This is a genomic window from Moraxella sp. I5G, from assembly GCF_055193055.1.
The window spans coordinates 168454-187724 of the sequence record NZ_JBUXLH010000001.1 but is presented as its reverse complement, the minus strand read 5'-3'; the positions used below and the strand labels follow the sequence as shown (position 1 = coordinate 187724).

General features: G+C 37.8%; 21 protein-coding genes and 1 CRISPR repeat array. Of the genes, 15 read left to right on the top strand and 6 right to left on the bottom strand.

Annotated elements, in window-relative coordinates; genetic code table 11:
* The first annotated feature begins 4 nt into the window (after positions 1–4).
* The 13 genes from cmr1 to ACZBKJ_RS00705 all read left to right on the top strand — a co-directional run bounded on the left by cmr1 (position 5) and on the right by ACZBKJ_RS00705 (position 12064).
* Positions 5–1222, top strand: a complete 1218-nt coding sequence (cmr1, locus tag ACZBKJ_RS00765) for a type III-B CRISPR module RAMP protein Cmr1 (protein ID WP_463198986.1) — start codon at positions 5–7, stop codon at positions 1220–1222.
* Positions 1223–1258: 36 nt separating this feature from the next.
* Positions 1259–3190, top strand: coding sequence for a type III-B CRISPR-associated protein Cas10/Cmr2 (gene cas10, locus ACZBKJ_RS00760; RefSeq protein WP_463198984.1), 1932 nt, complete (start codon positions 1259–1261; stop codon positions 3188–3190).
* Positions 3191–3194: 4 nt separating this feature from the next.
* Positions 3195–4403, top strand: coding sequence for a type III-B CRISPR module-associated Cmr3 family protein (locus ACZBKJ_RS00755; protein ID WP_463198983.1), 1209 nt, complete (start codon positions 3195–3197; stop codon positions 4401–4403).
* Positions 4404–4449: 46 nt separating this feature from the next.
* The gene (gene cmr4 / locus ACZBKJ_RS00750; protein WP_463198981.1) at positions 4450–5328 is read left to right on the top strand and encodes a type III-B CRISPR module RAMP protein Cmr4; all 879 of its coding nucleotides are present in this window, start codon (positions 4450–4452) and stop codon (positions 5326–5328) included.
* 1 nt (position 5329) lies between these two features.
* Complete coding sequence (gene cmr5 / locus ACZBKJ_RS00745) at positions 5330–5680, top strand: type III-B CRISPR module-associated protein Cmr5 (protein ID WP_463198980.1); 351 nt, start codon at positions 5330–5332, stop codon at positions 5678–5680.
* 15 nt (positions 5681–5695) lie between these two features.
* Entirely contained in the window at positions 5696–5986 is a 291-nt protein-coding gene (locus tag ACZBKJ_RS00740; RefSeq protein ID WP_463198979.1) for a hypothetical protein, read from the top strand.
* Between the two features lie 38 nt (positions 5987–6024).
* The gene (gene cmr6 / locus ACZBKJ_RS00735; protein ID WP_463198978.1) at positions 6025–6891 is read left to right on the top strand and encodes a type III-B CRISPR module RAMP protein Cmr6; all 867 of its coding nucleotides are present in this window, start codon (positions 6025–6027) and stop codon (positions 6889–6891) included.
* A 257-nt stretch (positions 6892–7148) separates the two neighbouring features.
* A complete protein-coding gene (csx2, locus tag ACZBKJ_RS00730) occupies positions 7149–8318 on the top strand; it encodes a TIGR02221 family CRISPR-associated protein (RefSeq protein ID WP_463198977.1) in 1170 nt (389 codons plus the stop codon).
* 78 nt (positions 8319–8396) lie between these two features.
* Positions 8397–8678: a CRISPR-associated endonuclease Cas2 gene (gene cas2, locus ACZBKJ_RS00725; RefSeq protein ID WP_463198975.1), complete on the top strand. Its 282-nt coding sequence runs from the start codon at positions 8397–8399 to the stop codon at positions 8676–8678.
* 24 nt (positions 8679–8702) lie between these two features.
* Complete coding sequence (cas1, locus tag ACZBKJ_RS00720; RefSeq protein ID WP_463198974.1) at positions 8703–9410, top strand: CRISPR-associated endonuclease Cas1; 708 nt, start codon at positions 8703–8705, stop codon at positions 9408–9410.
* 35 nt (positions 9411–9445) lie between these two features.
* Positions 9446–9748 carry a CRISPR-associated endonuclease Cas1 gene (locus ACZBKJ_RS00715; protein ID WP_463198973.1) on the top strand — a complete coding sequence of 101 codons (303 nt, stop codon included), beginning with the start codon at positions 9446–9448 and terminating at the stop codon, positions 9746–9748.
* 39 nt (positions 9749–9787) lie between these two features.
* Entirely contained in the window at positions 9788–10081 is a 294-nt protein-coding gene (gene cas2 / locus ACZBKJ_RS00710; RefSeq protein WP_463198972.1) for a CRISPR-associated endonuclease Cas2, read from the top strand.
* A 257-nt stretch (positions 10082–10338) separates the two neighbouring features.
* A CRISPR array of direct repeats spans positions 10339–11074; the repeat unit is 36 nt; unit sequence GTCTGAAACACTCCCCAATTTCTAGGGGATTAAGAC.
* Between the two features lie 306 nt (positions 11075–11380).
* Entirely contained in the window at positions 11381–12064 is a 684-nt protein-coding gene (locus ACZBKJ_RS00705; protein WP_463198971.1) for a MipA/OmpV family protein, read from the top strand.
* 162 nt (positions 12065–12226) lie between these two features.
* Here the strand turns inward: ACZBKJ_RS00705 and bfr (ACZBKJ_RS00700) are convergent, their stop codons facing one another.
* The 6 genes from bfr (ACZBKJ_RS00700) to glnA all read right to left on the bottom strand — a co-directional run bounded on the left by bfr (ACZBKJ_RS00700) (position 12227) and on the right by glnA (position 17089).
* Positions 12227–12700, bottom strand: a complete 474-nt coding sequence (gene bfr, locus ACZBKJ_RS00700; RefSeq protein WP_463198970.1) for a bacterioferritin — start codon at positions 12698–12700, stop codon at positions 12227–12229.
* A gap of 31 nt (positions 12701–12731) precedes the next feature.
* Positions 12732–13226 carry a bacterioferritin gene (gene bfr / locus ACZBKJ_RS00695; protein WP_463198969.1) on the bottom strand — a complete coding sequence of 165 codons (495 nt, stop codon included), beginning with the start codon at positions 13224–13226 and terminating at the stop codon, positions 12732–12734.
* A gap of 364 nt (positions 13227–13590) precedes the next feature.
* The gene (locus tag ACZBKJ_RS00690; RefSeq protein ID WP_463198968.1) at positions 13591–13785 is read right to left on the bottom strand and encodes a (2Fe-2S)-binding protein; all 195 of its coding nucleotides are present in this window, start codon (positions 13783–13785) and stop codon (positions 13591–13593) included.
* 186 nt (positions 13786–13971) lie between these two features.
* Positions 13972–14874, bottom strand: coding sequence for a KPN_02809 family neutral zinc metallopeptidase (ypfJ, locus tag ACZBKJ_RS00685; protein ID WP_463198967.1), 903 nt, complete (start codon positions 14872–14874; stop codon positions 13972–13974).
* 181 nt (positions 14875–15055) lie between these two features.
* Positions 15056–15562, bottom strand: coding sequence for a hypothetical protein (locus ACZBKJ_RS00680; RefSeq protein ID WP_463198965.1), 507 nt, complete (start codon positions 15560–15562; stop codon positions 15056–15058).
* A 117-nt stretch (positions 15563–15679) separates the two neighbouring features.
* Entirely contained in the window at positions 15680–17089 is a 1410-nt protein-coding gene (gene glnA / locus ACZBKJ_RS00675; protein WP_463198964.1) for a type I glutamate--ammonia ligase, read from the bottom strand.
* A 205-nt stretch (positions 17090–17294) separates the two neighbouring features.
* On the opposite strand from glnA, the gene ACZBKJ_RS00670 reads away from it, so the two are divergent.
* Positions 17295–18038 carry an SIMPL domain-containing protein gene (locus ACZBKJ_RS00670; protein ID WP_463198963.1) on the top strand — a complete coding sequence of 248 codons (744 nt, stop codon included), beginning with the start codon at positions 17295–17297 and terminating at the stop codon, positions 18036–18038.
* 97 nt (positions 18039–18135) lie between these two features.
* On the top strand, positions 18136–19266 hold the full coding sequence (locus ACZBKJ_RS00665; protein ID WP_463199049.1) for a L,D-transpeptidase family protein: 1131 nt from the start codon (positions 18136–18138) through the stop codon (positions 19264–19266).
* Positions 19267–19271: the final 5 nt, after the last annotated feature.

Here is a 19271-nt window from a genome sequence, read left to right as displayed (position 1 = left end):
ACATATGTTAAGAGAACCAACGTTTGAAGCACCAAATTTAGATAATTTAAAAGATGCAGTGCTACATTGGCATACACTAAGCTGTGAACTCATCACACCAATGTATGGGGGCGGTACCGTATCCACAAAAGTGGATACAAAAATGCCCATTCGCGCCAGCGCAATTCGTGGTCAATTGCGTTTTTGGTGGCGACTGCTAGCCAAACATGAATGGAAATTAAAAAACATTCCACAAAAAGAAAAAGAAATTTGGGGTGGAATTGGCAGTGGTGATGATGGGATTGCAGGCAATGTTTTGTTAAGAGTCAATAACTTATCAGGAAGAATCACAGAGAATCATTTAGTCAGATATGACGATGATTCATTAAAAGGTTTAAAGTATGTTTTATTTCCTGCATATAATGAAACGGATGAAACTAAAACACCTCATAGATTGCTAAATCAAGGACTGACGTTTGACTTACAGTTTGCATTTTGTGAAAAAATCGCCCATCAAAAGGAAATTAAAAATCAAGTTATTGAAACCTTACGGTGGTGGGTAAATTTTGGCGGTTTGGGTTTTCGCAGTCGCAAGGGCTTAGGAGCAATCTATGCCAATCAATGCCTAGATTATCCGCAAATTTGTGAACTTTTGAGTAAAGAGGACGTAGAAAAAGCAGGCTGCCGTTTGGCTATCAAACAAAATAACAGCAACAATTCTGCATTACAAGCTTTGCAATTTGCCATCAACAAACTATCTAATTTTCGCCAAGCTCCAGGAGTTGGACGCAATCCGGGTCAAGCGCCTAATAGACCTGGTCGCAGCCACTGGCCAGAACCTGATGCGCTAAGACGTATCCAGAAAAATTTGGGTTATGATAGAAGGCATGAGCCAAAACATCCAGCAGGTAATGTATTTGCTCGTTCGGTGTTTGGTTTGCCCATCAATTATCAATCTCGACAAGAAAAAGCTTTAAATATCATGCTTAAACCAGAATTTGGCGAGCGTTTGCCAAGCCCCTTAATTTTGCGACCGCGTTTGATAGACAAAAAGGGACAGCAAAAACAATATCAACCAATGGCGCTTGTGTTGCCTTATGATGACATTTTAAATATGAAGGTTTGTGTTGGTAAACAATCTTATCCTATTTGGCAAGATGATGCAGCAAATCGCATTGATCCAATTCAAAAAAATGGTGGAGGCGACCCAATACAGGCTTTTTTAAAATATTTTTCAAAATAAGCTTTATATGGGTTGATAAGATTAAGGAATGGATACATGTTAAAATACGTTGTTATATTTTCGATTGGACCTGTGCAGACATTTATTGCCTCTGCCCGTCGTAGTCGAGACCTATGGAGTGGCTCTTGGCTACTATCTGAGCTTGCTAAAGCTTGTGCTAAAAGCCTCAATGATTTAGGCGATACAAAAGCACAATTAATTTTCCCTCACGTGGACAAAAGCAATCAGGCTGATTTGGAAGAAAATTCGGATTTTTCTGTTGGGAATAAAGTTCAAGCTGTATTGATCGTTGATAGTGTTGATGAATTGAAAAACATCATTGACAATGCCAAAAAATCCGTAAAAAAACGCTTTATTAAAGAGGCTAGTAACGCTTTATCACGCCTGCCAAAAGACAAACACTATTTACGTGAAACCATTTGGAATAGCCAGCTGGATGATTATTTGGAAATTCAGACGGCTTGGGCAAGATTTGGTGATGATAATTCGTATCATGACGCTGCACAAAAAGCGGGTCAGACACTGGCTAGCCGCAAAGCAACCAGAGATTTTTCTCCTACCCGCACCATATCGGAAAAGGATTTTATCACCTCATTGGTTCAATTAGACGATGCAAGAAAAACAACCGATAAAAACCACAATGTCATAAAACAGCCTTATCAAGATTTGTTTATGTTACCCAAATCATCGCTAGATGGCATGCGTGAAACGGTTTTAAAAGAAAGCGGTCTTCAAAAAAACTCTTTACAAAGAAAATTATCACTGTCTAAATCTGAGCAGCTTGATACGGTTGGGGTGATTAAACGTTTGGGCTTTGAGGAGAAGGCGGAACAATTTACACCATTTACTCGCATCACTGCTCATGCATGGATAGAAGAGATTGCCCAAAAAGAACCAGATGCGTTAAACAGACTAAAAAACACTTATCATGAACTGTGTCGATTAGGCGTTGCTTCTGGTGTTACAGGAAACAACAAAGTTTATCAAGATTTTGCTTATGATGCACAGCTTTTATACCCATCGCGATTGGAGGTTACCTTAAAAGAATATCAAAATAGCGACGATAAAGAAGCTAAAGAAATTGTTGATAACCTAAAAGTTCTTAAAAAAACGTTAGCCCCATTATTTCAAAGCTATGGTGAGCCTTATCGTTACGGTGTACTGTTACTTGCTGATGGCGACCGTATGGGTGAGCTTTTGGATAAAGCTAAAACACAAGTTCAGCATCAAGAAATCACTCAAGCCTTATCAAACTTTGCAGGTCAAGTGGCTTATACCATGAGACAAAGCAGTGGGCACTGCATTTATGCAGGGGGTGATGACGTATTGGGGTTTGTGCCACTTGATAAGGCTTATAAATGCGCTGACGACTTACAAAAACTCTTTGCTAACAGTTTGTCTGGCGTTGCAAATAAACTGGGTGCAAAAAATTCACCAACGTTATCTGTGGGTTTGGCAATTTGCCATATCATGACGCCGCTTGGGGTGATTCGCGAATTGGCAAGCCAAGCTGAAAAATTCGCCAAAGGCGACCATGTTGATGAGAGTCAAAGCACGGAAAAACGTCGTAACGCTTTGGGCATTTTACTTTCTGTGCGTTCTGGCAACGATACCAAACTGCGCTTTAATTGGGATGATTTGGCTGGGTTAAATGCTTTTGAAACTATGGTGAATTATTATGTTGAAAAACAAATTCCAAGCCGTATTGCTTACGATGTAAGAGAAATTTATTTGCGTACCTGTGATTTTGCAATTGATGATAAGCAGCTGCAAAAGGACATTCAGTCTGCTGAATTATTGCGTATGTTAAAACAAGCTCGCACCAATCAATCAAAGAAAATTGCTGACCAAACAATTGATATGCTTAATGAACGTGCCAAGAAGATTGGTTTGGACAATTTAGCAAATGAACTGATTGTAGCTCGCTGGTTTGCTGCAAAAACACAAAAAGATTTGGGGAAAGAATAAAAAAATGAAAAGCTATTTAATACAATCCTTTGCACCGCTTGTTTTTCGTTCAGGAAAACCATTTGGTTCGCAGATGTCAGTATCGGATGTTATTTTTCCTTTACCAAGTGCAGGGGCGGGCTTGATTCGTTCATTGAGCATCGCTCAACAAACATTGCCTGCAATCAAAAAACGTTTTAGCAGTGTAGAAGATGCGCTAAAAGATGATGAATACAAGCAAATATTGTCTGTAAAAAGTTATGGCGTTTATTTGGCCAAATATGGAGATGATGGCAATCATACCATTTTGGTTCCAAAGCCTGCCAACAGTTTGTATGTTGAAAAAGACGGCAATATTGAACTGGTTCGTTTAGCTCCAAAAGCTATGGAGGGTGATTGTGGTAGTGATTTACCTGATGGGCTACTTTATGTACAAACTGTAGATAAAGAAGGAAAGGTTAAGGCTATTAAGGGCAAACCCAAATCAGGTGTCAATTTCTGGACCCTTGAACATCTAAAAAAATGGCAACAAGGGGATGATTTATCCTATGATGACATCAAACAAGATGGCATTACAAGCATACCAACCGATATTCGCACGCACGTTGCTATTGATGATGATACTTTGTCATCTGGGGAAGGGCGTTTATTCCAAACAGCAAGTTATGATATGGGTTATCAAATCAAACCATCACCAGAGATTCAAAAACGTTGTTTTGATGATAAAAGACTTGGGTTTGTGGTTGTGTCTGAACAAGACTTAAAGGAAGACTTGGCAACTTTTGGTGGTGAGCGCCGTTTATCTCAATTTTTACCAATCAAACAAACCGTGATTGAAACTGCTCAACAAGAACAGGTGGACAAGATTAATCAAGCCAAAGGTTTTTGTTTAACCTTTATCACCCCATGTGTGTTTGCTCAGGGCTATTTACCAGAATGGATTGACCAAAAGTCAATGACTGGAAAACTGCCAGACAGCGAAATCAAAGTGCGTTTAAAAGCCGTTGCAATTGACCGTTGGCAAGCTGTATCGGGATGGGATAGTTTGTTGTGGAAACCAAAAGCGATGCGAAAAGCCGTATCGGCAGGCTCGGTTTATTGGTTTGAACTGATTGATGGCGATACTATGGATTTACAAACGCTACAGCGGCTAAATCTATCTTTGGCTGATAATGAATACGACCAAAATGATGGTTTTGGCATGGCAAGCATTGCGCCTTATTCATTTGACTGATTGCAAGTTATTTATTGATTATTGATTTAAATTGAAGGAATGTATTATGCAAACTCGTATTTTTCATCTACAAAACTTATCAGCCCTACATCTTGGTACAGGTCAAGGTGTGGGAGTGGTGGACTTACCCATTGCACGTGCAAAAGCAACCAATTTGCCCATTATTCCAGGTTCTTCCTTAAAGGGAGTAATGCGCGATGAGCTAAAAACGCAAATTAATGATAGAGATATTAACACCTTATTTGGTAAAGATAAAGACGCAGACCATGCAGGCGCGCTTGCCTTTGGTGATGCCAACTTGCTGATGCTGCCCATTCGTTCATTTGCAGGAACTGTCGCATATGCAACATGCCCATTTATTTTACGCCAGTACAAGCGCGATTTGGCTTTGGATTTAAATGTTCCAACAATCGCTGACAACAGAGCATTATTAGCAAACGACAGCGTTTTATTGATAAATGAAAAAATCGCTTTAGAAGATTTAGACATTAAATCACGTTGCGACGATTTGGCTGAAAAATGGGCAAATAAAATCACCGCAGAACTTTATCCTGAAGATACACCCGATTTTAAAGATTGGCAAAACGAAGTTAAAAAACGTTTTGTGATTTTGCCAGACAGTATTTTTTCATTTTTGGCAGATACCGCCACCGAAATTCGCACACGCATTCGCATTGAACGTGAAACACGCACGGTGCAAACAGGGGCTTTGTGGACAGAAGAAAATCTACCTGCCGATAGTGTGCTATGGGGCGTGATGGGCGTGAGTGATTCACGAGATGCTAGCAATCAAAAATCTGCCAAAGAACTTGCGGATTTATTACCAATTGAAGAAATCCGTTTGCAAATTGGTGGAAAACATACCGTAGGACGTGGGCTGTGCCGCCTTTTGATTACAAAGCCTCAAGCCAAAAAAGGAGAGTAATATGCAAGTTCGCTCAAAAAAATACGCCGAAAATGCCTATCCTTTAGTGAATGGCATCAAAAATCAACAAGACGTTCCCGAAGCTAAATATCGTACGCTAGCACTGTCATTGCCAACGATGATTATGCAATCGGGCTTAGCTCAATCGGTTGGATTTTTAATGGCAAAGTCTGAAAAAGAGCATGCTATGATACTTAAGCATCTTGCCAGTTTATTGGGATTTTCTGATGTTCAGAAATTGCATGCAGAAGTGCTAGCAGTCGATATTGTTAAATATCAAACACTTACTCGTAATGCCATTGAAGCAAGCAGCTGGCTAAAGCGCTATACTCAAGCCTTATTGGAAAAGTAAATAAGGAGTCAAAAGATGACCGATTTAATGCGTAAAGATTTGCAGGCGCTGTTTGATGATTTGCGTTCTGCTCATGCAGGGTTATTAATCCAAAGAGGGTTAAAAACGTGGGATGGCGATAATGAAAAACCCACCAAAAAGAATTTAATTGGAAAAATCTCAGGCGTGGCTGCGGATGATTTGTATTCTTTGGCGTTTAAACGCTGGCTAGCACATACTTACGAAAATAGTAATACTAACTTTGCTTGTGTAAGTGCAACCATTAATGGTCGTTTGTTTACAGGTCTGCCATTGGGGGAGCGTTAGAAACTGGGGTTAGTACCCATCATACTTATGGTATGCCAATGATACCTGGGTCTAGCGTCAAAGGAGCGGTGAGAAATTACGCCGAGCATTTATTTGCCAAAAAAGACGCTAACAATCAAATACAATACGATAAAGGCAAAATTATCATTGCTGATGATAAAAAAGCAATTATTGATGTGCTATTTGGCTCAGACGACGATGAAAATCCCAATGCAGGCTATTTAATTTGGCATGATGCGTGGTGGATACCAAATTCAAGCGACGCTAATAAACCATTTATAGATGAAATCGTAACGGTGCATAATCAAGCGTATTATCAAGGTGATTTTGATGCCTTAGACACTGAAAACCCCATTCCAAACCAGCAAATTGCGGTGCAAGGAAGTTTTTATTTTGTGATTGAAGGCGTTCAAGGCTGGGCAAATTATGCAAAAAACCTGCTAGAACAAACCATTCAGCAACAGGGGCTAGGGTGCAAAGGCGGTTCAGGTTACGGCTATTTTGATTTGGATAAGACCAAAATTAATCCTTATCTTCAAAAGATTGAAGAGGAAACTAAACGGATACAAGAGGAAAAAAACCAACAAGAACTTGAACGCTTAATTTCTGATTTGAATGAAAATCAGCAGCTAATTTGCAAATTTGAAAATGAACTGAAAAAACTAGACGAAAGTTCTTGGCATGGCAAAGTAAGCAGTCCACCAAAAGTTAAAATTGATGGCAAGGAATATGATTTTCTTAGTTTGTATAAATTAGTGATAGAGTGGTCAAAAGACGATAAAAAATACGCTCTTGAAACGGTGTTTTTGCCATATTTACCCAAACTCATAGGTAGTAGTATCAGTAAAAACAAAAACTGGAAGGAGCGCATCAATCCACTTAAACAAGAGGTTGGCTTATCTTAATACACCAAACAAAAAGATGAAATCAAAAGTAGTTTGTACACAAAAATAAGCTTACCAAAAAATCAACTTACATAAAATCTTTGGCATAATAAACCCAACCAGTTAGTTATCAGCGGTTGATGTTTATTATACTGATTTATGTACTGGCAGGCGGGTAGGGCATTAAACAATCAGTGCATCCACACCGTACATTCAAAACAAATTGACTGATTTTGGTTTATCAATTTGGTTTATCATTCATTGTTAAGGAGTGTTATATGACAACATTAATTAGTTTTTTGGGCGTTGGCAACAAACAAAATGGCGGTTATCGTACCACTAATTATCAATTTTCAGATGGTGAGGTTTTTGAGCAAACTCGCTATATTGGTATGGCATTGGCACAAAAAATCAAACCAACTAAAGTGATTTTGTTGGGTACGTCTGGCAGTATGTGGGATGTTTTTTTGGAAAATGCTGGCGATAATGGCATGGAAGAAAAATGGCTGGATTTATCCGAAGCGGTTAATAGCAAAAACGTCAGTCCAGAACATTTACAGCCATTTGAAGATTATCTCAGTCAATCACTGCATTCAGAAGTGCATTGTGTGTTAATTCCTTTTGCTAAAAATCCTAAAGAACAAATTGAAATTTTATCCGTGTTAGCTGAGAATTTAAATGAAAATGAAGATGTGGTCATTGATGTTACTCATGGTTTTAGACACTTGCCAATGTTATCACTGGTAGCGGCAAGATTTTTAAAAACGGTTAAAAAAATTGACGTTCGACAAATCTATTATGGGGCGTTTGAAATGTCAAGCGATAACAAAACGCCTGTTTTAGAACTTGAAAGCTTATTAACCATGCTTGATTGGGTAGATGCCCTTAGCACCTTTGACAAAGATGGTGATTATTCAGTATTTGCTCCACTGCTGCAACAACAAGGCATGACAGATACAGATGCCAAGCAGTTATCGCAAGCGTCTTTTTATGAACGCATCAGCAATGCCAGCCAAGCCCGCCAAAAAATCGGAACTGTATTTAATAAAATACAGAAAATCAAAACCCCAATCGTTGATTTATTTAAACCCCAATTAGTGCAACGATTGAAATGGCATAAAGAACAAAATCGCGGTCTTAATGAACAGCACTTAGCAAAAGAATATTTGCACCGTCGCGATTATTTAAGGGCGGTTGTGTTTGCAATGGAAGGTATGATTACTGCCAAAACCATTCAAGCAAACAAAGACGTTGATAATTACGATGACCGCGAAAGTCAGCGCCATCATCTAAAAAATGATGAAAAATTCCGTACATTAACCATTATCCGCAATGCAGTGGTGCATGGCAAACAAGAAGAAAAGAAAAAAATTAAACAGATTTTAGAAGATGAGCAAAAACTAAAACAAAGTCTTCAAGAACGCTTTAAAAATCTACTGGAAGACTAATTGACAAGCTTATTATTTTATCTGTTTTTGTTATTTTTTTGCGATAATAACCCCAAATGAATGTTTGGGGTTTTTATTATGGTGCGTCATCTTTATTTGGTCGGTTATGATGTTGGTGATGATGACAGACAAGACACAATCCGCAATCAAGTCAAAAACTACGCTTTTGGTGGTCAATTATCTGCTTATGAATGTTATTTAACCAATCAAGATAAAATTCAATTACAAAAACAGCTCAATAAATATTTAGCTCATCAAGACGCTGGATGCGTCATTCAGGTTCATCAAACCTATTGGCAAACCAAACCGCGTAAGTCGCCAATTTTTAACCCAACAGACGATTTTTTGTATATTGGTTAAACTATTTATCTATAAGGAATTACGATGAGAAACGTTGTTATTGACCAAAAAGGTTCTCGGCTGACTTATGAGCGTCAAATTTTGCTGATACAGCATGATAGTTTTCAAAAACCAATCAGTTTGCCGTTTAACCAAATCCAAAGTCTAACCATTACCACAAATATAGACATTAGTACCAATCTTTTAACAAAATTATCAGAACATCAAATCGCCTTAACGATTTTGCCAAGTGGCACATCAGGTCAAGCCAGCTGTTTACATGGCAATTGGCATAAAGCAGTTACCAGACGCCAAATTCAGTATGAAGTCTTGCGAGATGAAGAATGTAAAGAGCAGTGGGCAACGTTATTAGTAAAGCTAAAAATTCATCGTCAAATCAACTTACTGCATCAGTTAGCAAAGCAAAATTGCTCATCTGGTTGCCAAGATGTTTATCAAACCATTGATAAATTACAACAAAACAGACGGCAATTAAAAACCTACTTTTTTCGTAAAAACAGCACCTTGGTTGCTCCTAGAAAAAATTTAGCCAGTTTACGTGGCATTGAAGGCTCATCAGCATCGTTATTTTTTGGAGCGTATCAATCGTTTTTTAATGAGGATTTACAATTTACAAAACGCAATCGCCGTCCCCCAAAAGACCCCGTTAACGTCTTGTTATCGCTTGGTTATACGCTGCTGCAAGGCATTTGTGAACGAGCGGTGTTTTTGGTGGGGTTTGCCCATTTTTAGGCATTTTACATGAAGTAAGTTATGGAAGGCAGTCTTTGGCGTGCGACTTTGCCGAACTGCAACGAGATAAAATTGAATGGTTTGTTTGGCAGTTATTTGCAAGTGGGCAAATTACCAAAGAAGATTTTAGCATCAAACCCAATCAAGATAAACCGTGCGAACTTTTAAAAGCAGGGCGTAGCCGTTTTTATCAGGCATTTACCGCCATTCGCCCATCTTTGGAAAAACAGGCAACCGCGCACATTTGGGCATGGTTACACCGATTAGAAGGGCAGTGTATTATCACAGGCGAAGAAGCGATTTTAAACGCATCATTAGACTATATGAATGATTTTTAACCATTTAACCCATTAACAACCAATCACACAGGAAAACGTATGAAAAAGCAACATTTTGTCGTCTGTTATGACATCAAAGACCCAAAACGACTAAAAAAAGTACATCGTTTAATTAGTAAAGAATTACTGCAAATTCAATATTCTATTTATTATGGCACATTATTTTTGCAAGATATGGACGCATTAATCGCCAAATTAGAGCGGATTATAGATAGCCATCACGACGATGTTAAAGTGTATCAAACCCAAAGTTTAGAAAGTGCATTTATCAAAGGAAAACGCTCAACAGACATTATGCTATTTGGTGAAGAAGGGCAACAAATTTTTTGGTAAATCTTTTGGTAAATCTATTGCAAAAATTCGGATAGGGTTTATAATACCCACACCAATGGTTATCATTGGTTCCCTTAGGGTAAGTGTTTTAGAGCTGGCTTGACAAAAGCAGTTTTGTTATTGACGTTTTGGACTGTTAGAAGTGTAAAATTTTGGTCAAAATTGGTTAAAATTACAACAACTTTTTTAGTGAAAAATTATCCCAAAAAATGATTGAGTAACTTATTGATTTTATTTAAAAATTTAAATCAACCGCAGTCTGAAACACTCCCCAATTTCTAGGGGATTAAGACCGAGGTTTTTGTGACGGAACCGTCGGGAGCGACGTCTGAAACACTCCCCAATTTCTAGGGGATTAAGACTACGTTTGAATAATTTAATACCCCATAACATGGGTGTCTGAAACACTCCCCAATTTCTAGGGGATTAAGACTGAGCTTAGAAGAGCCTCTATGGTAGCCTTAAGTCTGAAACACTCCCCAATTTCTAGGGGATTAAGACGCACTACCCATTCTGGCTGAAACCAATGAACTAATAGTCTGAAACACTCCCCAATTTCTAGGGGATTAAGACTACCAAAACGGCTAGTAATACGCCCATTTTGTAAGTCTGAAACACTCCCCAATTTCTAGGGGATTAAGACTTCTTATAATATAGATTTAATCTGGTTTTCGTATGAGTCTGAAACACTCCCCAATTTCTAGGGGATTAAGACAGACATTATGATGGGTTATCATATGGAATTGAGTCTGAAACACTCCCCAATTTCTAGGGGATTAAGACGGATAGAGTCATCGGTAATACGTACAGTCTTATTGTCTGAAACACTCCCCAATTTCTAGGGGATTAAGACCTTAGACCAATCAGCAGAGAAGTCATTTATAATCGTCTGAAACACTCCCCAATTTCTAGGGGATTAAGACTAAACCGTTTTTAAGTCGGTTCTACCCTCTGGTGGTCTGAAACACTCCCCAATTTCTAGAGGATTTTTTCTCGCCTGCCATAAATAAAAAATTTAAGACAGCACCAATGAATCAACGACATCAATCATCAGTTATAAACAAACTCCAATGATTGAACAACAATTCAAATAATGATATAATCAAGCCTATAAAAATAACTCCAATGAAATCAATCAGTTAATTAAGCAAAATCCATAAAACTTCGCATAATGGTTATTATGTTAAATAACTATTGTGTACGCACATATCGAGAAATTTATGTATAGATCTACTCTTACTGTTCTTTTAGGTTTATTCATTCAACAAGTACATGCACAAACTTTAGCTATGGAAAAAGATGGCGCCACTAACTGTGGGCGCTTTGGCGAGTATTCATCAAAGCGCGTATCACGTTGATGACAAAATCACAGCCGTCCCTTTATTGTTGTATGACAACAATCGTTTTTATCTTGAAGGTACCGATGTAGGTTTTTATCCTTATAAGGATAATAAACATTGGGTACGTGTAGGCATTAGTTATGACAGACAACACTATAATTCAAAAGATGCAAAAACAGCGGCTTTACAAAGTTTAAATAAACGCCAATCTTCAGTAAATGCTCAAGTTAGCTATATGTATATTTCAGCCATTGGTGGTATTGAAACAAAATTGGCAACTGACATATTAGGTCGCAGCAATGGTCAAACCGTTAGTTTGGCTCATCGCAGTAAATTTGAATTATTGGATAATAAACTAACTGTTTATCCTAAGGCTGGAATTACTTGGCACAGTAAAAAATATAATGATTATTATTATGGAATATCTGATAAAGAGTCATTACAATCAGGAATTCACTTTTATGATGCAAAAGCTGGTTTTTCACCTTTTGTTGCTGTTAGTGGTAAATACATGTTTACAGATAAAATTGGTAGTTTTGCCAATGTGCGTCATGACTGGCTATCCTCTAGTCAAAAAAATAGTCCAATGACGGATAGTAAAACTGAAACATCTTTTAATGTCGGATTAACTTACGATTTTTAATCGTTTTATGGTTTTACTTTAAATAAAATCTGGTGAAAAGTAGTCATCGCCCTATTAAAAATTTTCTACTTTTTACCAAAATTTGCGTCGGTTCAATGTCAAAAAAAATATCCACCTTATTTTAAGGCGGATATTTTTTTAAGCTAAGCTATAAAACGTAATTCAATCATCACTGGCTTTTAATTGAATGTAGTTTTGCACACCCATACTTTCAATCAATTCTTGTTGAGATTCCAACCAGTCTTCATATTCTTCATTGCCATCTTTGAATTTAACTAAGATTTCGCGAGATACAAAATCTCTCTTTTCTTCACAAACAGCAATTGCTTCAAGTAAAATCTCATGTTTGCGACGCTCAAGACGTAAATCGCATTCTAAGATTTCTTCGGTTGTTTCACCGATTAGCAACTTACCCAAATCTTGTAAATTTGGCAATCCTTCAAGTAATAAAATACGCTCAATTAACTCATCTGCCCATTTCATTTCTTTAATGGATTGTTTAAAAAACGCCTCGTTTAATTCTTCTACACCCCAGTTTTTAACAATACGAGCATGTAGAAAATATTGGTTAATTGCAATCAAAGATTGAGCTAATACTGAATTTAATGCCCGAATAACTTCTTTATCCCCTTTCATTTTTATACCTTTTTAATGTTGTTTAAAAAAATTAATGAGTGACTGAGGCTAGGTTTGGCTCAGCTGTTTGGCTTTGCAGGTAATTAGCAAGCCCCATCATTTCAATCAAACGTAACTGTTTTTCTAGCCAATGGGCATGGTCTTGTTCGGTGTCTTCTAGTTGAGCAACTAATAAATCGCGGGTTACATAATCACGTTCAGCTTCACAAAGTGCAATACCTTCTTTTAGGTGTTCTTGCACACTATATTCAAGCTCCAAATCACTTTTTAACATAGATGGAACGTCTGTACCAATATTAATGCTACTAACTTGCATATTTGGCACACCGCCAAGCATCAAAATACGATTGATAATTAAACGTGCATGCAATGTTTCATCTTCCATTTCATGATAGACGCGGTCATGAAGCTTGCCCAACTCCCACTCAGCATACATTTGTGAATGGATAAAATATTGGTCTCTAGCACCCAATTCACCGCCCAACAAAAAATTTAGATAATCAATAACTTTTTGAGAAGATTTCATTTTACACTCCAATAAACTAACTTGATTTAAGTTTTTAAACTAAATAACTTATGGGCTTTATCTTATCATAGCTTTTATGAATGACAAGCACCAAATTGTAGTACAAAAGAACCGCGAACGACTTGCAATTTAAGAACGACTATCACAATGACAAAAATTTTCACCTAAGGTTAACTTAGGTGAAATGGAGAAATTGAGGTCTGCTCCATGCTAACCAGATGATTTTATTATAATTATTATGTTGCTGTAGCAAATAAATGATAATGGTTTAAATTTATTAAATAAAACTAATATCAAAAAAGATAACTAAATAACAACAGTTAAAAATGATTTTCAATTAAAAAAAGAAATAATCCCTTAACAATTAAGCACTCATGGCGTCTACTGCTTTAAATTTAGCATGATGTTCATCAACCAAATCCTGAACCATAGGTACACAGCAACCACAGCAAGTACCCACTAATAATGTATCTTGTAGTGATTGAACTGTATCTAATCCTTGATTTAGAGCAGTTTTGATTTGGGTGTCTTTAACATCATGACAAATGCAAATGTACATGAGATAGTTCCTAAAAAATTACTTTGTGAGTTTTATTTTAAAACTTTTAATCAACATGATTGATTACTCTGAGTATAATAACAATAATTATTATTATTTGCAAGCTCTAGAATGAAAATCGTTTATATTTAACTGTGTAAAATAATCAACTTAAAGTTAGTTATACTACAAGGTTATTTTTCTTAATTATAGCTGAGCCGCCCCAAAAGTATCGCATTGACTGATATCGCCAGACTCAAAGCCACGATAAAACCAACGCTGTCTTTGCTGGCTGGTGCCATGAGTAAAACTGTCTGGAACGGTATGACCATGAGCTTGATGCTGCAAATAATCATCACCAATTTTTTCAGCCGCATCCAAGGCTTCTTCAATATCGCCTTTTTGCAAAAATTGGGTGCGTTTTTGATTGTGGTTCGCCCAAATACCTGCAAAACAATCCGCTTGTAATTCCAAACGTACAGACAATTGATTGGCATTTTTTTTACTGGTTTGAGCCTGCGCTTCGCGAACTTTTGAAGAGATGCCAAGTAACGTCTGTACATGATGACCAACTTCATGAGCAACCACATAGGCTTGAGCAAAGTCCCCTGCCTGGTCTTTTCTAGATAATTCTGAACTATTATTTTGGTCGCCACCAATGCCCATTTGTTTTTTCATATCAACAAAAAAGTTTGTATCCAAATAGACTTTTTGGTCGGCAGGACAGTAAAAAGGTCCACTGGCAGAACTTGCTGAACCGCAAGCAGAATTTACTTGACCTGTAAACATAACCAATTTTGGTGGTTGATACGTTCTACCTAAACGGTTAAAAATTGGTGTCCAGACGTCTTCTGTATCTGCCAAAATAGTTGCTACAAAAGCTTTGGCTTCTTGTTGGTCGGGGGTTTGCTGTGTTGGAGCAGTTTGGGTTGTGGTCTGAGTAGATTGCATTTGCTGCGCCACACCAAGAGTGGTTTGTGGGTCTATACCAAACACTTTCCATAAAATCAGAGCAATGACAATACTACCAATGCCAATCCCGCCTGCCTTTCTAGCGCCACCACGTCTGTCTTCGATATTATCGCTTTGTCTACGACCGCGCCACTGCATAATCTTTCCATTATTTTTGTAAATGAAGCTATTATATATTAAAAATTTAATAAAACTTAAAGGTTTTTACAAGCACATAACAAAAATTGTATAAAAAGCTAAGTGGTAATACTTAGCTTTTTGCAAGAAATACGGTTATTTATCGTTTTTATTTTTGTATTTTAGACTGATAATTAAGACGTTATTTTATCAAACCCATTTGGCGCTGCTGGATTTCCCAGGTAGGTGTATTTTGATTGACCTTTGGTGGAGCTTGTTCTTTAGGATTAATGCCAATGGCTAACTTTTTATACAAAGGAAATTCATCATAGGCTTTACGTTCATTGATTGCCGCTTGTTTCTTTTTATGCCAAGCGTTATTTTGAATAATGTAAACAGTTTTACTATCTTTAGCAACCGTTTTGGCATTTTTATCCATAACAATAGCACTAATGACATACTCGCCTGCCACCAAATCATCCGTTGCAATACTTCCTTGATTACCATCAATGACCACTTTGTCATTGAGCAAAACCGCCGTGGTATAGCCTTCTTGTAAATCAGGTCTAACTTTTGTTTGAACATCAATGGACTGAGTAAAACGATGATAAGCTCGAGATTTTTCAGGTTCGGTAATTTCAATGGTATATGCAGACACTTGACTAATAAACAAACAAGACAACAATAAACCAGATAATAAATTTTGCATTAAAATTTCTCACAAATAAAAGTTATTTTACCCAAAAAATCATAAAAAATCCGCTAAAAACAAACGGCACAAGCCAAAACTTATGCCGTCTGTCTGTTTGTCAAACTTACTGCTGAATTAACAACGATAATACATTTCAAATTCTAAAGGATGCACTGCTTCATTCATACGCTGCACTTCTTGCATTTTTAAAGCAATGTAATCATCAATCATTTCTTTACTAAAAACGTCACCTTTTAACAAAAAGGCATGATCTTCTTTTAACGCATTGAGTGCAACTTCCAGATTTTCAGCAACGGTTGGAATCATCGCTTCTTCTTCTGGAGGTAAATCGTATAAGTTTTTATCGGCTGCCTCGCCTGCTTCAATTTTATTTTCAATGCCATCAATGCCCGCCATCAATAAAGCAGCAAATGCCAAATAAGGGTTGGCTGATGGGTCAGGAAAACGCACTTCAATTCTCACCGCTTTTGGGCTTGAAACGTGAGGAATGCGAATGGATGCTGAGCGATTGGATGCTGAATAAGCCAGTTTAATTGGGGCTTCAAAATGTGGTACTAAACGCTTATAACTATTGGTTGTTGGATTGGTAATCGCATTTAATGCCCGAGCATGTTTGATAACTCCACCAATAAAATACAAAGCGGTTTTAGATAAACCTGCATACTCATCGCCTGAAAAGGTATTTACCCCATCTTTAGCAATGGATAAATGAACGTGCATACCGCTGCCATTATCCCCTACCAAAGGTTTTGGCATAAATGTCGCAGTTTTACCAAACTGATTGGCAACATTTTGCACAATGTATTTAAACTGCTGCACTTCATCTGCCTTTTTAGTTAAGGTGTTAAAAGATACACCAATCTCTAATTGTCCTGACGCGACCTCATGATGATGCACTTCCACACGACCTTCACCCATCACTTCTTCAATGCGTTCACACATCACCGCACGCATATCATGATAATGGTCAATTGGTGGTACGACCGCATAAGCCCCTTTTATGGTTGGACGTTGAGCAAGGTTTCCCCATGCATAGTCATTAGCGCTAGACCAAGCCGCAGCCTCACTAATAACTTCGCTTTTTACCCCTGACATCTCCACAGACCATTTGACTTCATCAAAGACAAAAAATTCAGGTTCAGGACCTACAAACACGGTATCGCCAATACCTGTGGATTTTAGATAGGTTTCGGCACGTCGAGCAATCGAACGCGGGTCTTTAGCATAGCCTTGCATGGTATTAGGTTCAATCACATCGCAAGTTACCACAATGGTTGGCAGTTCATAAAATGGATCAAGATACGCTGAATCTGGGTCAGGGCGTAAAATCATATCGGACGCTTCCACGCCTTTCCAGCCTGCCACACTTGAAGCATCAAACATTTTGCCATCTTCTAAAGTATCTTCATCAATGCTATGTGCAGGAAACGTCAAATGCATTTCCTTGCCGTGAGTGTCTGTATAGCGAAAATCCACCCATTTTGCTCCTGATGATTCAATCAGTTCAAATAATTTATTTGTCATAAAAATTCTCAAGCTAAAACCAAAAATCTTTAAGATTTTAACAGAAAATCACGCTTTTGGGGCAAAAAATGGCTATTTATCAGATAATCTTAACAATGAATTTGCTTTGTTGTTATTTTTGTGTCAAATTTATCAAAAAGTCTAAAGTTTTTTAATAACAGCTTTGTTATAATGTGATATCTTTTTAGCCATGGGTGCATTTTGTATGAAAAAGCAATTGTTATCTACTTTACTATTATCTTCCTTAAAATCGCGTGTAACTTCAAGTACGGTACTGGGATTAATTGGTGTTTTATTGTCGCAAAATTTGCAAGCGACTACGTCTGCAACCAACTACAATCAAATCAGCTTTAGCACTGAAGTGAAAGAAGTGGTAGCCAATGACCAGATTAAAATTGCTTTAACCAAAACTACTCAGTCCAGCGATGCCAAAACCGTTGCCCAAACTTTAACTCAAACCATCAATCAAGCTAACGCCATTGCTAAAAAATACCCCAGCGTAAAAGCCAAAACAGGTCACCAAAGCGCCTATCCACGTTATAGCAATAACGGCAAGATTTTGGGCTTTACAGGCTCAATATCGCTTGAGTTAACCAGTCAAGATTTTGAGCAAGCCGGCGATTTGGTTGCTGAACTACAATCTTTAATGGTGGTAGATGACATTGAATTTAAAGTCTCAGATACCACAAAACAACAAATTGAACAAAAACTCATGACTCAAGCGGCTAAACGCTTTCAAGATGAAGCTAAAACGGTCAGTTTGGCTTTTGGAGCAAAAGATTACAAAATCGTACAAGTTTCATTAGATAGTCAAAATCAAGGTTATTATCAGCCTATGGCTGCATCGCTATCTTTAAGAAAAAGCGCTGAAATTAGCCCTCAAGAATTTGTAGGTGGCGACAGTCAATTATCTTATAAAGCCACAGGAACGATTGAACTGATTAAATAATCAAACTGGCAAACCTTAAAAATAAAGCGTTTGCCATTTATTGCATTTTAACAGATAATACAAAATCCATTCACCCAAGGAATTTTTAATGAAAATTATGATAAAAAACGCCTTATTATTCACATCATTGGCATGGGCTGGCATCAGTTTTGCGCAAACTAACGCTAAAGTTGGCACAACAACTGACGCTGATGCTGATAAACAAAGCCAAAAAGCTGATGGTGATATCAGTTATGGTGATGTACAAATTCCCGATATTAAAACTGCTCAAGCAGGCGTGGATAATAGCGCCATCAACAGTATCGAAAAAGATGGTAAACGTTACACAACCTTAAGTTTATCCAATTACGCCAAGCAGGTAAACGAAGCGGTTTGGTCGCCAAACATGCGCACCAATACCGCCATGACGGTAAAAATTCAGGCGCTACTTGATTGGAATCACGCATCGCCTGGACCGATTGATGGCGGTTGGGGAATGAATAGTAAAAAAGCCCTACTTAATTTTCAAAAAATAAAAGGATTGCCCACCACAGGCAAGATGGACCAAGCTACTTGGAACGCTTTAACAGCCAACATTCCCAACGACCAACCCGTCATCGTCTCTTATACACTAACCAAAGATGATGTTAATGGCAAATATTCAGCTCTACCTGCAGGCGCTGAAGCTCGCTCAAAATTAAAAAGCTTGCATTATGAAAACATTCAAGAAATGCTTGGAGAGCGTTTTCATATGGATGTGGCTTATTTAAAATTATTAAATAAAAATGCCAAGTATCAGGCAGGCGAGACTATTACAGTGATTAATACAGGTAATAATCATAAAGGTCGAGTAACCAATGTTGTGGTTGATCGCAATGATAAGGTTTTGTATGCTTATAATGGCAATAAATTGGTTGCTGCCTACCCTACCACCATTGGTGGCAGCGCTACATCCACACCAGGTGGAAAATATAAAATTGTCAATAAAATTAAAATGCCCCATTACAAGGCGACTGTAAATCGCGACAATGAAGCCACCAAAAAATCTTATATCCTACCACCTGGCCCAAACAGTCCTGTAGGCGTTGTTTGGATGGGGTTAAGTCGCCCAAGTTACGGCATTCACGGTTCACCTGTACCTGAAGGCATTAGTCGTCAAGCGTCTTTGGGCTGCGTGCGTTTGACCAACTGGGATGTGCTTGAGCTTTATGCCAATATTGACAATAACGCTACAGTTGAAATTAAATAAATCAC

Coding starts and splice junctions, on each gene's coding strand:
- cmr1 (WP_463198986.1), top strand. CDS start 5: ATGTTAAGAGAACCAACGTTTGAAGCACCAAATTTAGATAATTTAAAA.
- cmr5 (WP_463198980.1), top strand. CDS start 5,330: ATGCAAGTTCGCTCAAAAAAATACGCCGAAAATGCCTATCCTTTAGTG.
- ACZBKJ_RS00670 (WP_463198963.1), top strand. CDS start 17,295: ATGAAAAAGCAATTGTTATCTACTTTACTATTATCTTCCTTAAAATCG.
- cas10 (WP_463198984.1), top strand. CDS start 1,259: ATGTTAAAATACGTTGTTATATTTTCGATTGGACCTGTGCAGACATTT.
- bfr (WP_463198970.1), bottom strand. CDS start 12,700: ATGAAAGGGGATAAAGAAGTTATTCGGGCATTAAATTCAGTATTAGCT.
- cas1 (WP_463198974.1), top strand. CDS start 8,703: ATGAGAAACGTTGTTATTGACCAAAAAGGTTCTCGGCTGACTTATGAG.
- ACZBKJ_RS00690 (WP_463198968.1), bottom strand. CDS start 13,785: ATGTACATTTGCATTTGTCATGATGTTAAAGACACCCAAATCAAAACT.
- ACZBKJ_RS00665 (WP_463199049.1), top strand. CDS start 18,136: ATGATAAAAAACGCCTTATTATTCACATCATTGGCATGGGCTGGCATC.
- ACZBKJ_RS00680 (WP_463198965.1), bottom strand. CDS start 15,562: ATGCAAAATTTATTATCTGGTTTATTGTTGTCTTGTTTGTTTATTAGT.
- cas2 (WP_463198975.1), top strand. CDS start 8,397: ATGGTGCGTCATCTTTATTTGGTCGGTTATGATGTTGGTGATGATGAC.
- ACZBKJ_RS00705 (WP_463198971.1), top strand. CDS start 11,381: ATGGCGCCACTAACTGTGGGCGCTTTGGCGAGTATTCATCAAAGCGCG.
- glnA (WP_463198964.1), bottom strand. CDS start 17,089: ATGACAAATAAATTATTTGAACTGATTGAATCATCAGGAGCAAAATGG.
- ACZBKJ_RS00740 (WP_463198979.1), top strand. CDS start 5,696: ATGACCGATTTAATGCGTAAAGATTTGCAGGCGCTGTTTGATGATTTG.
- cas2 (WP_463198972.1), top strand. CDS start 9,788: ATGAAAAAGCAACATTTTGTCGTCTGTTATGACATCAAAGACCCAAAA.
- csx2 (WP_463198977.1), top strand. CDS start 7,149: ATGACAACATTAATTAGTTTTTTGGGCGTTGGCAACAAACAAAATGGC.
- cmr6 (WP_463198978.1), top strand. CDS start 6,025: ATGATACCTGGGTCTAGCGTCAAAGGAGCGGTGAGAAATTACGCCGAG.
- ACZBKJ_RS00755 (WP_463198983.1), top strand. CDS start 3,195: ATGAAAAGCTATTTAATACAATCCTTTGCACCGCTTGTTTTTCGTTCA.
- ypfJ (WP_463198967.1), bottom strand. CDS start 14,874: ATGCAGTGGCGCGGTCGTAGACAAAGCGATAATATCGAAGACAGACGT.
- bfr (WP_463198969.1), bottom strand. CDS start 13,226: ATGAAATCTTCTCAAAAAGTTATTGATTATCTAAATTTTTTGTTGGGC.
- cmr4 (WP_463198981.1), top strand. CDS start 4,450: ATGCAAACTCGTATTTTTCATCTACAAAACTTATCAGCCCTACATCTT.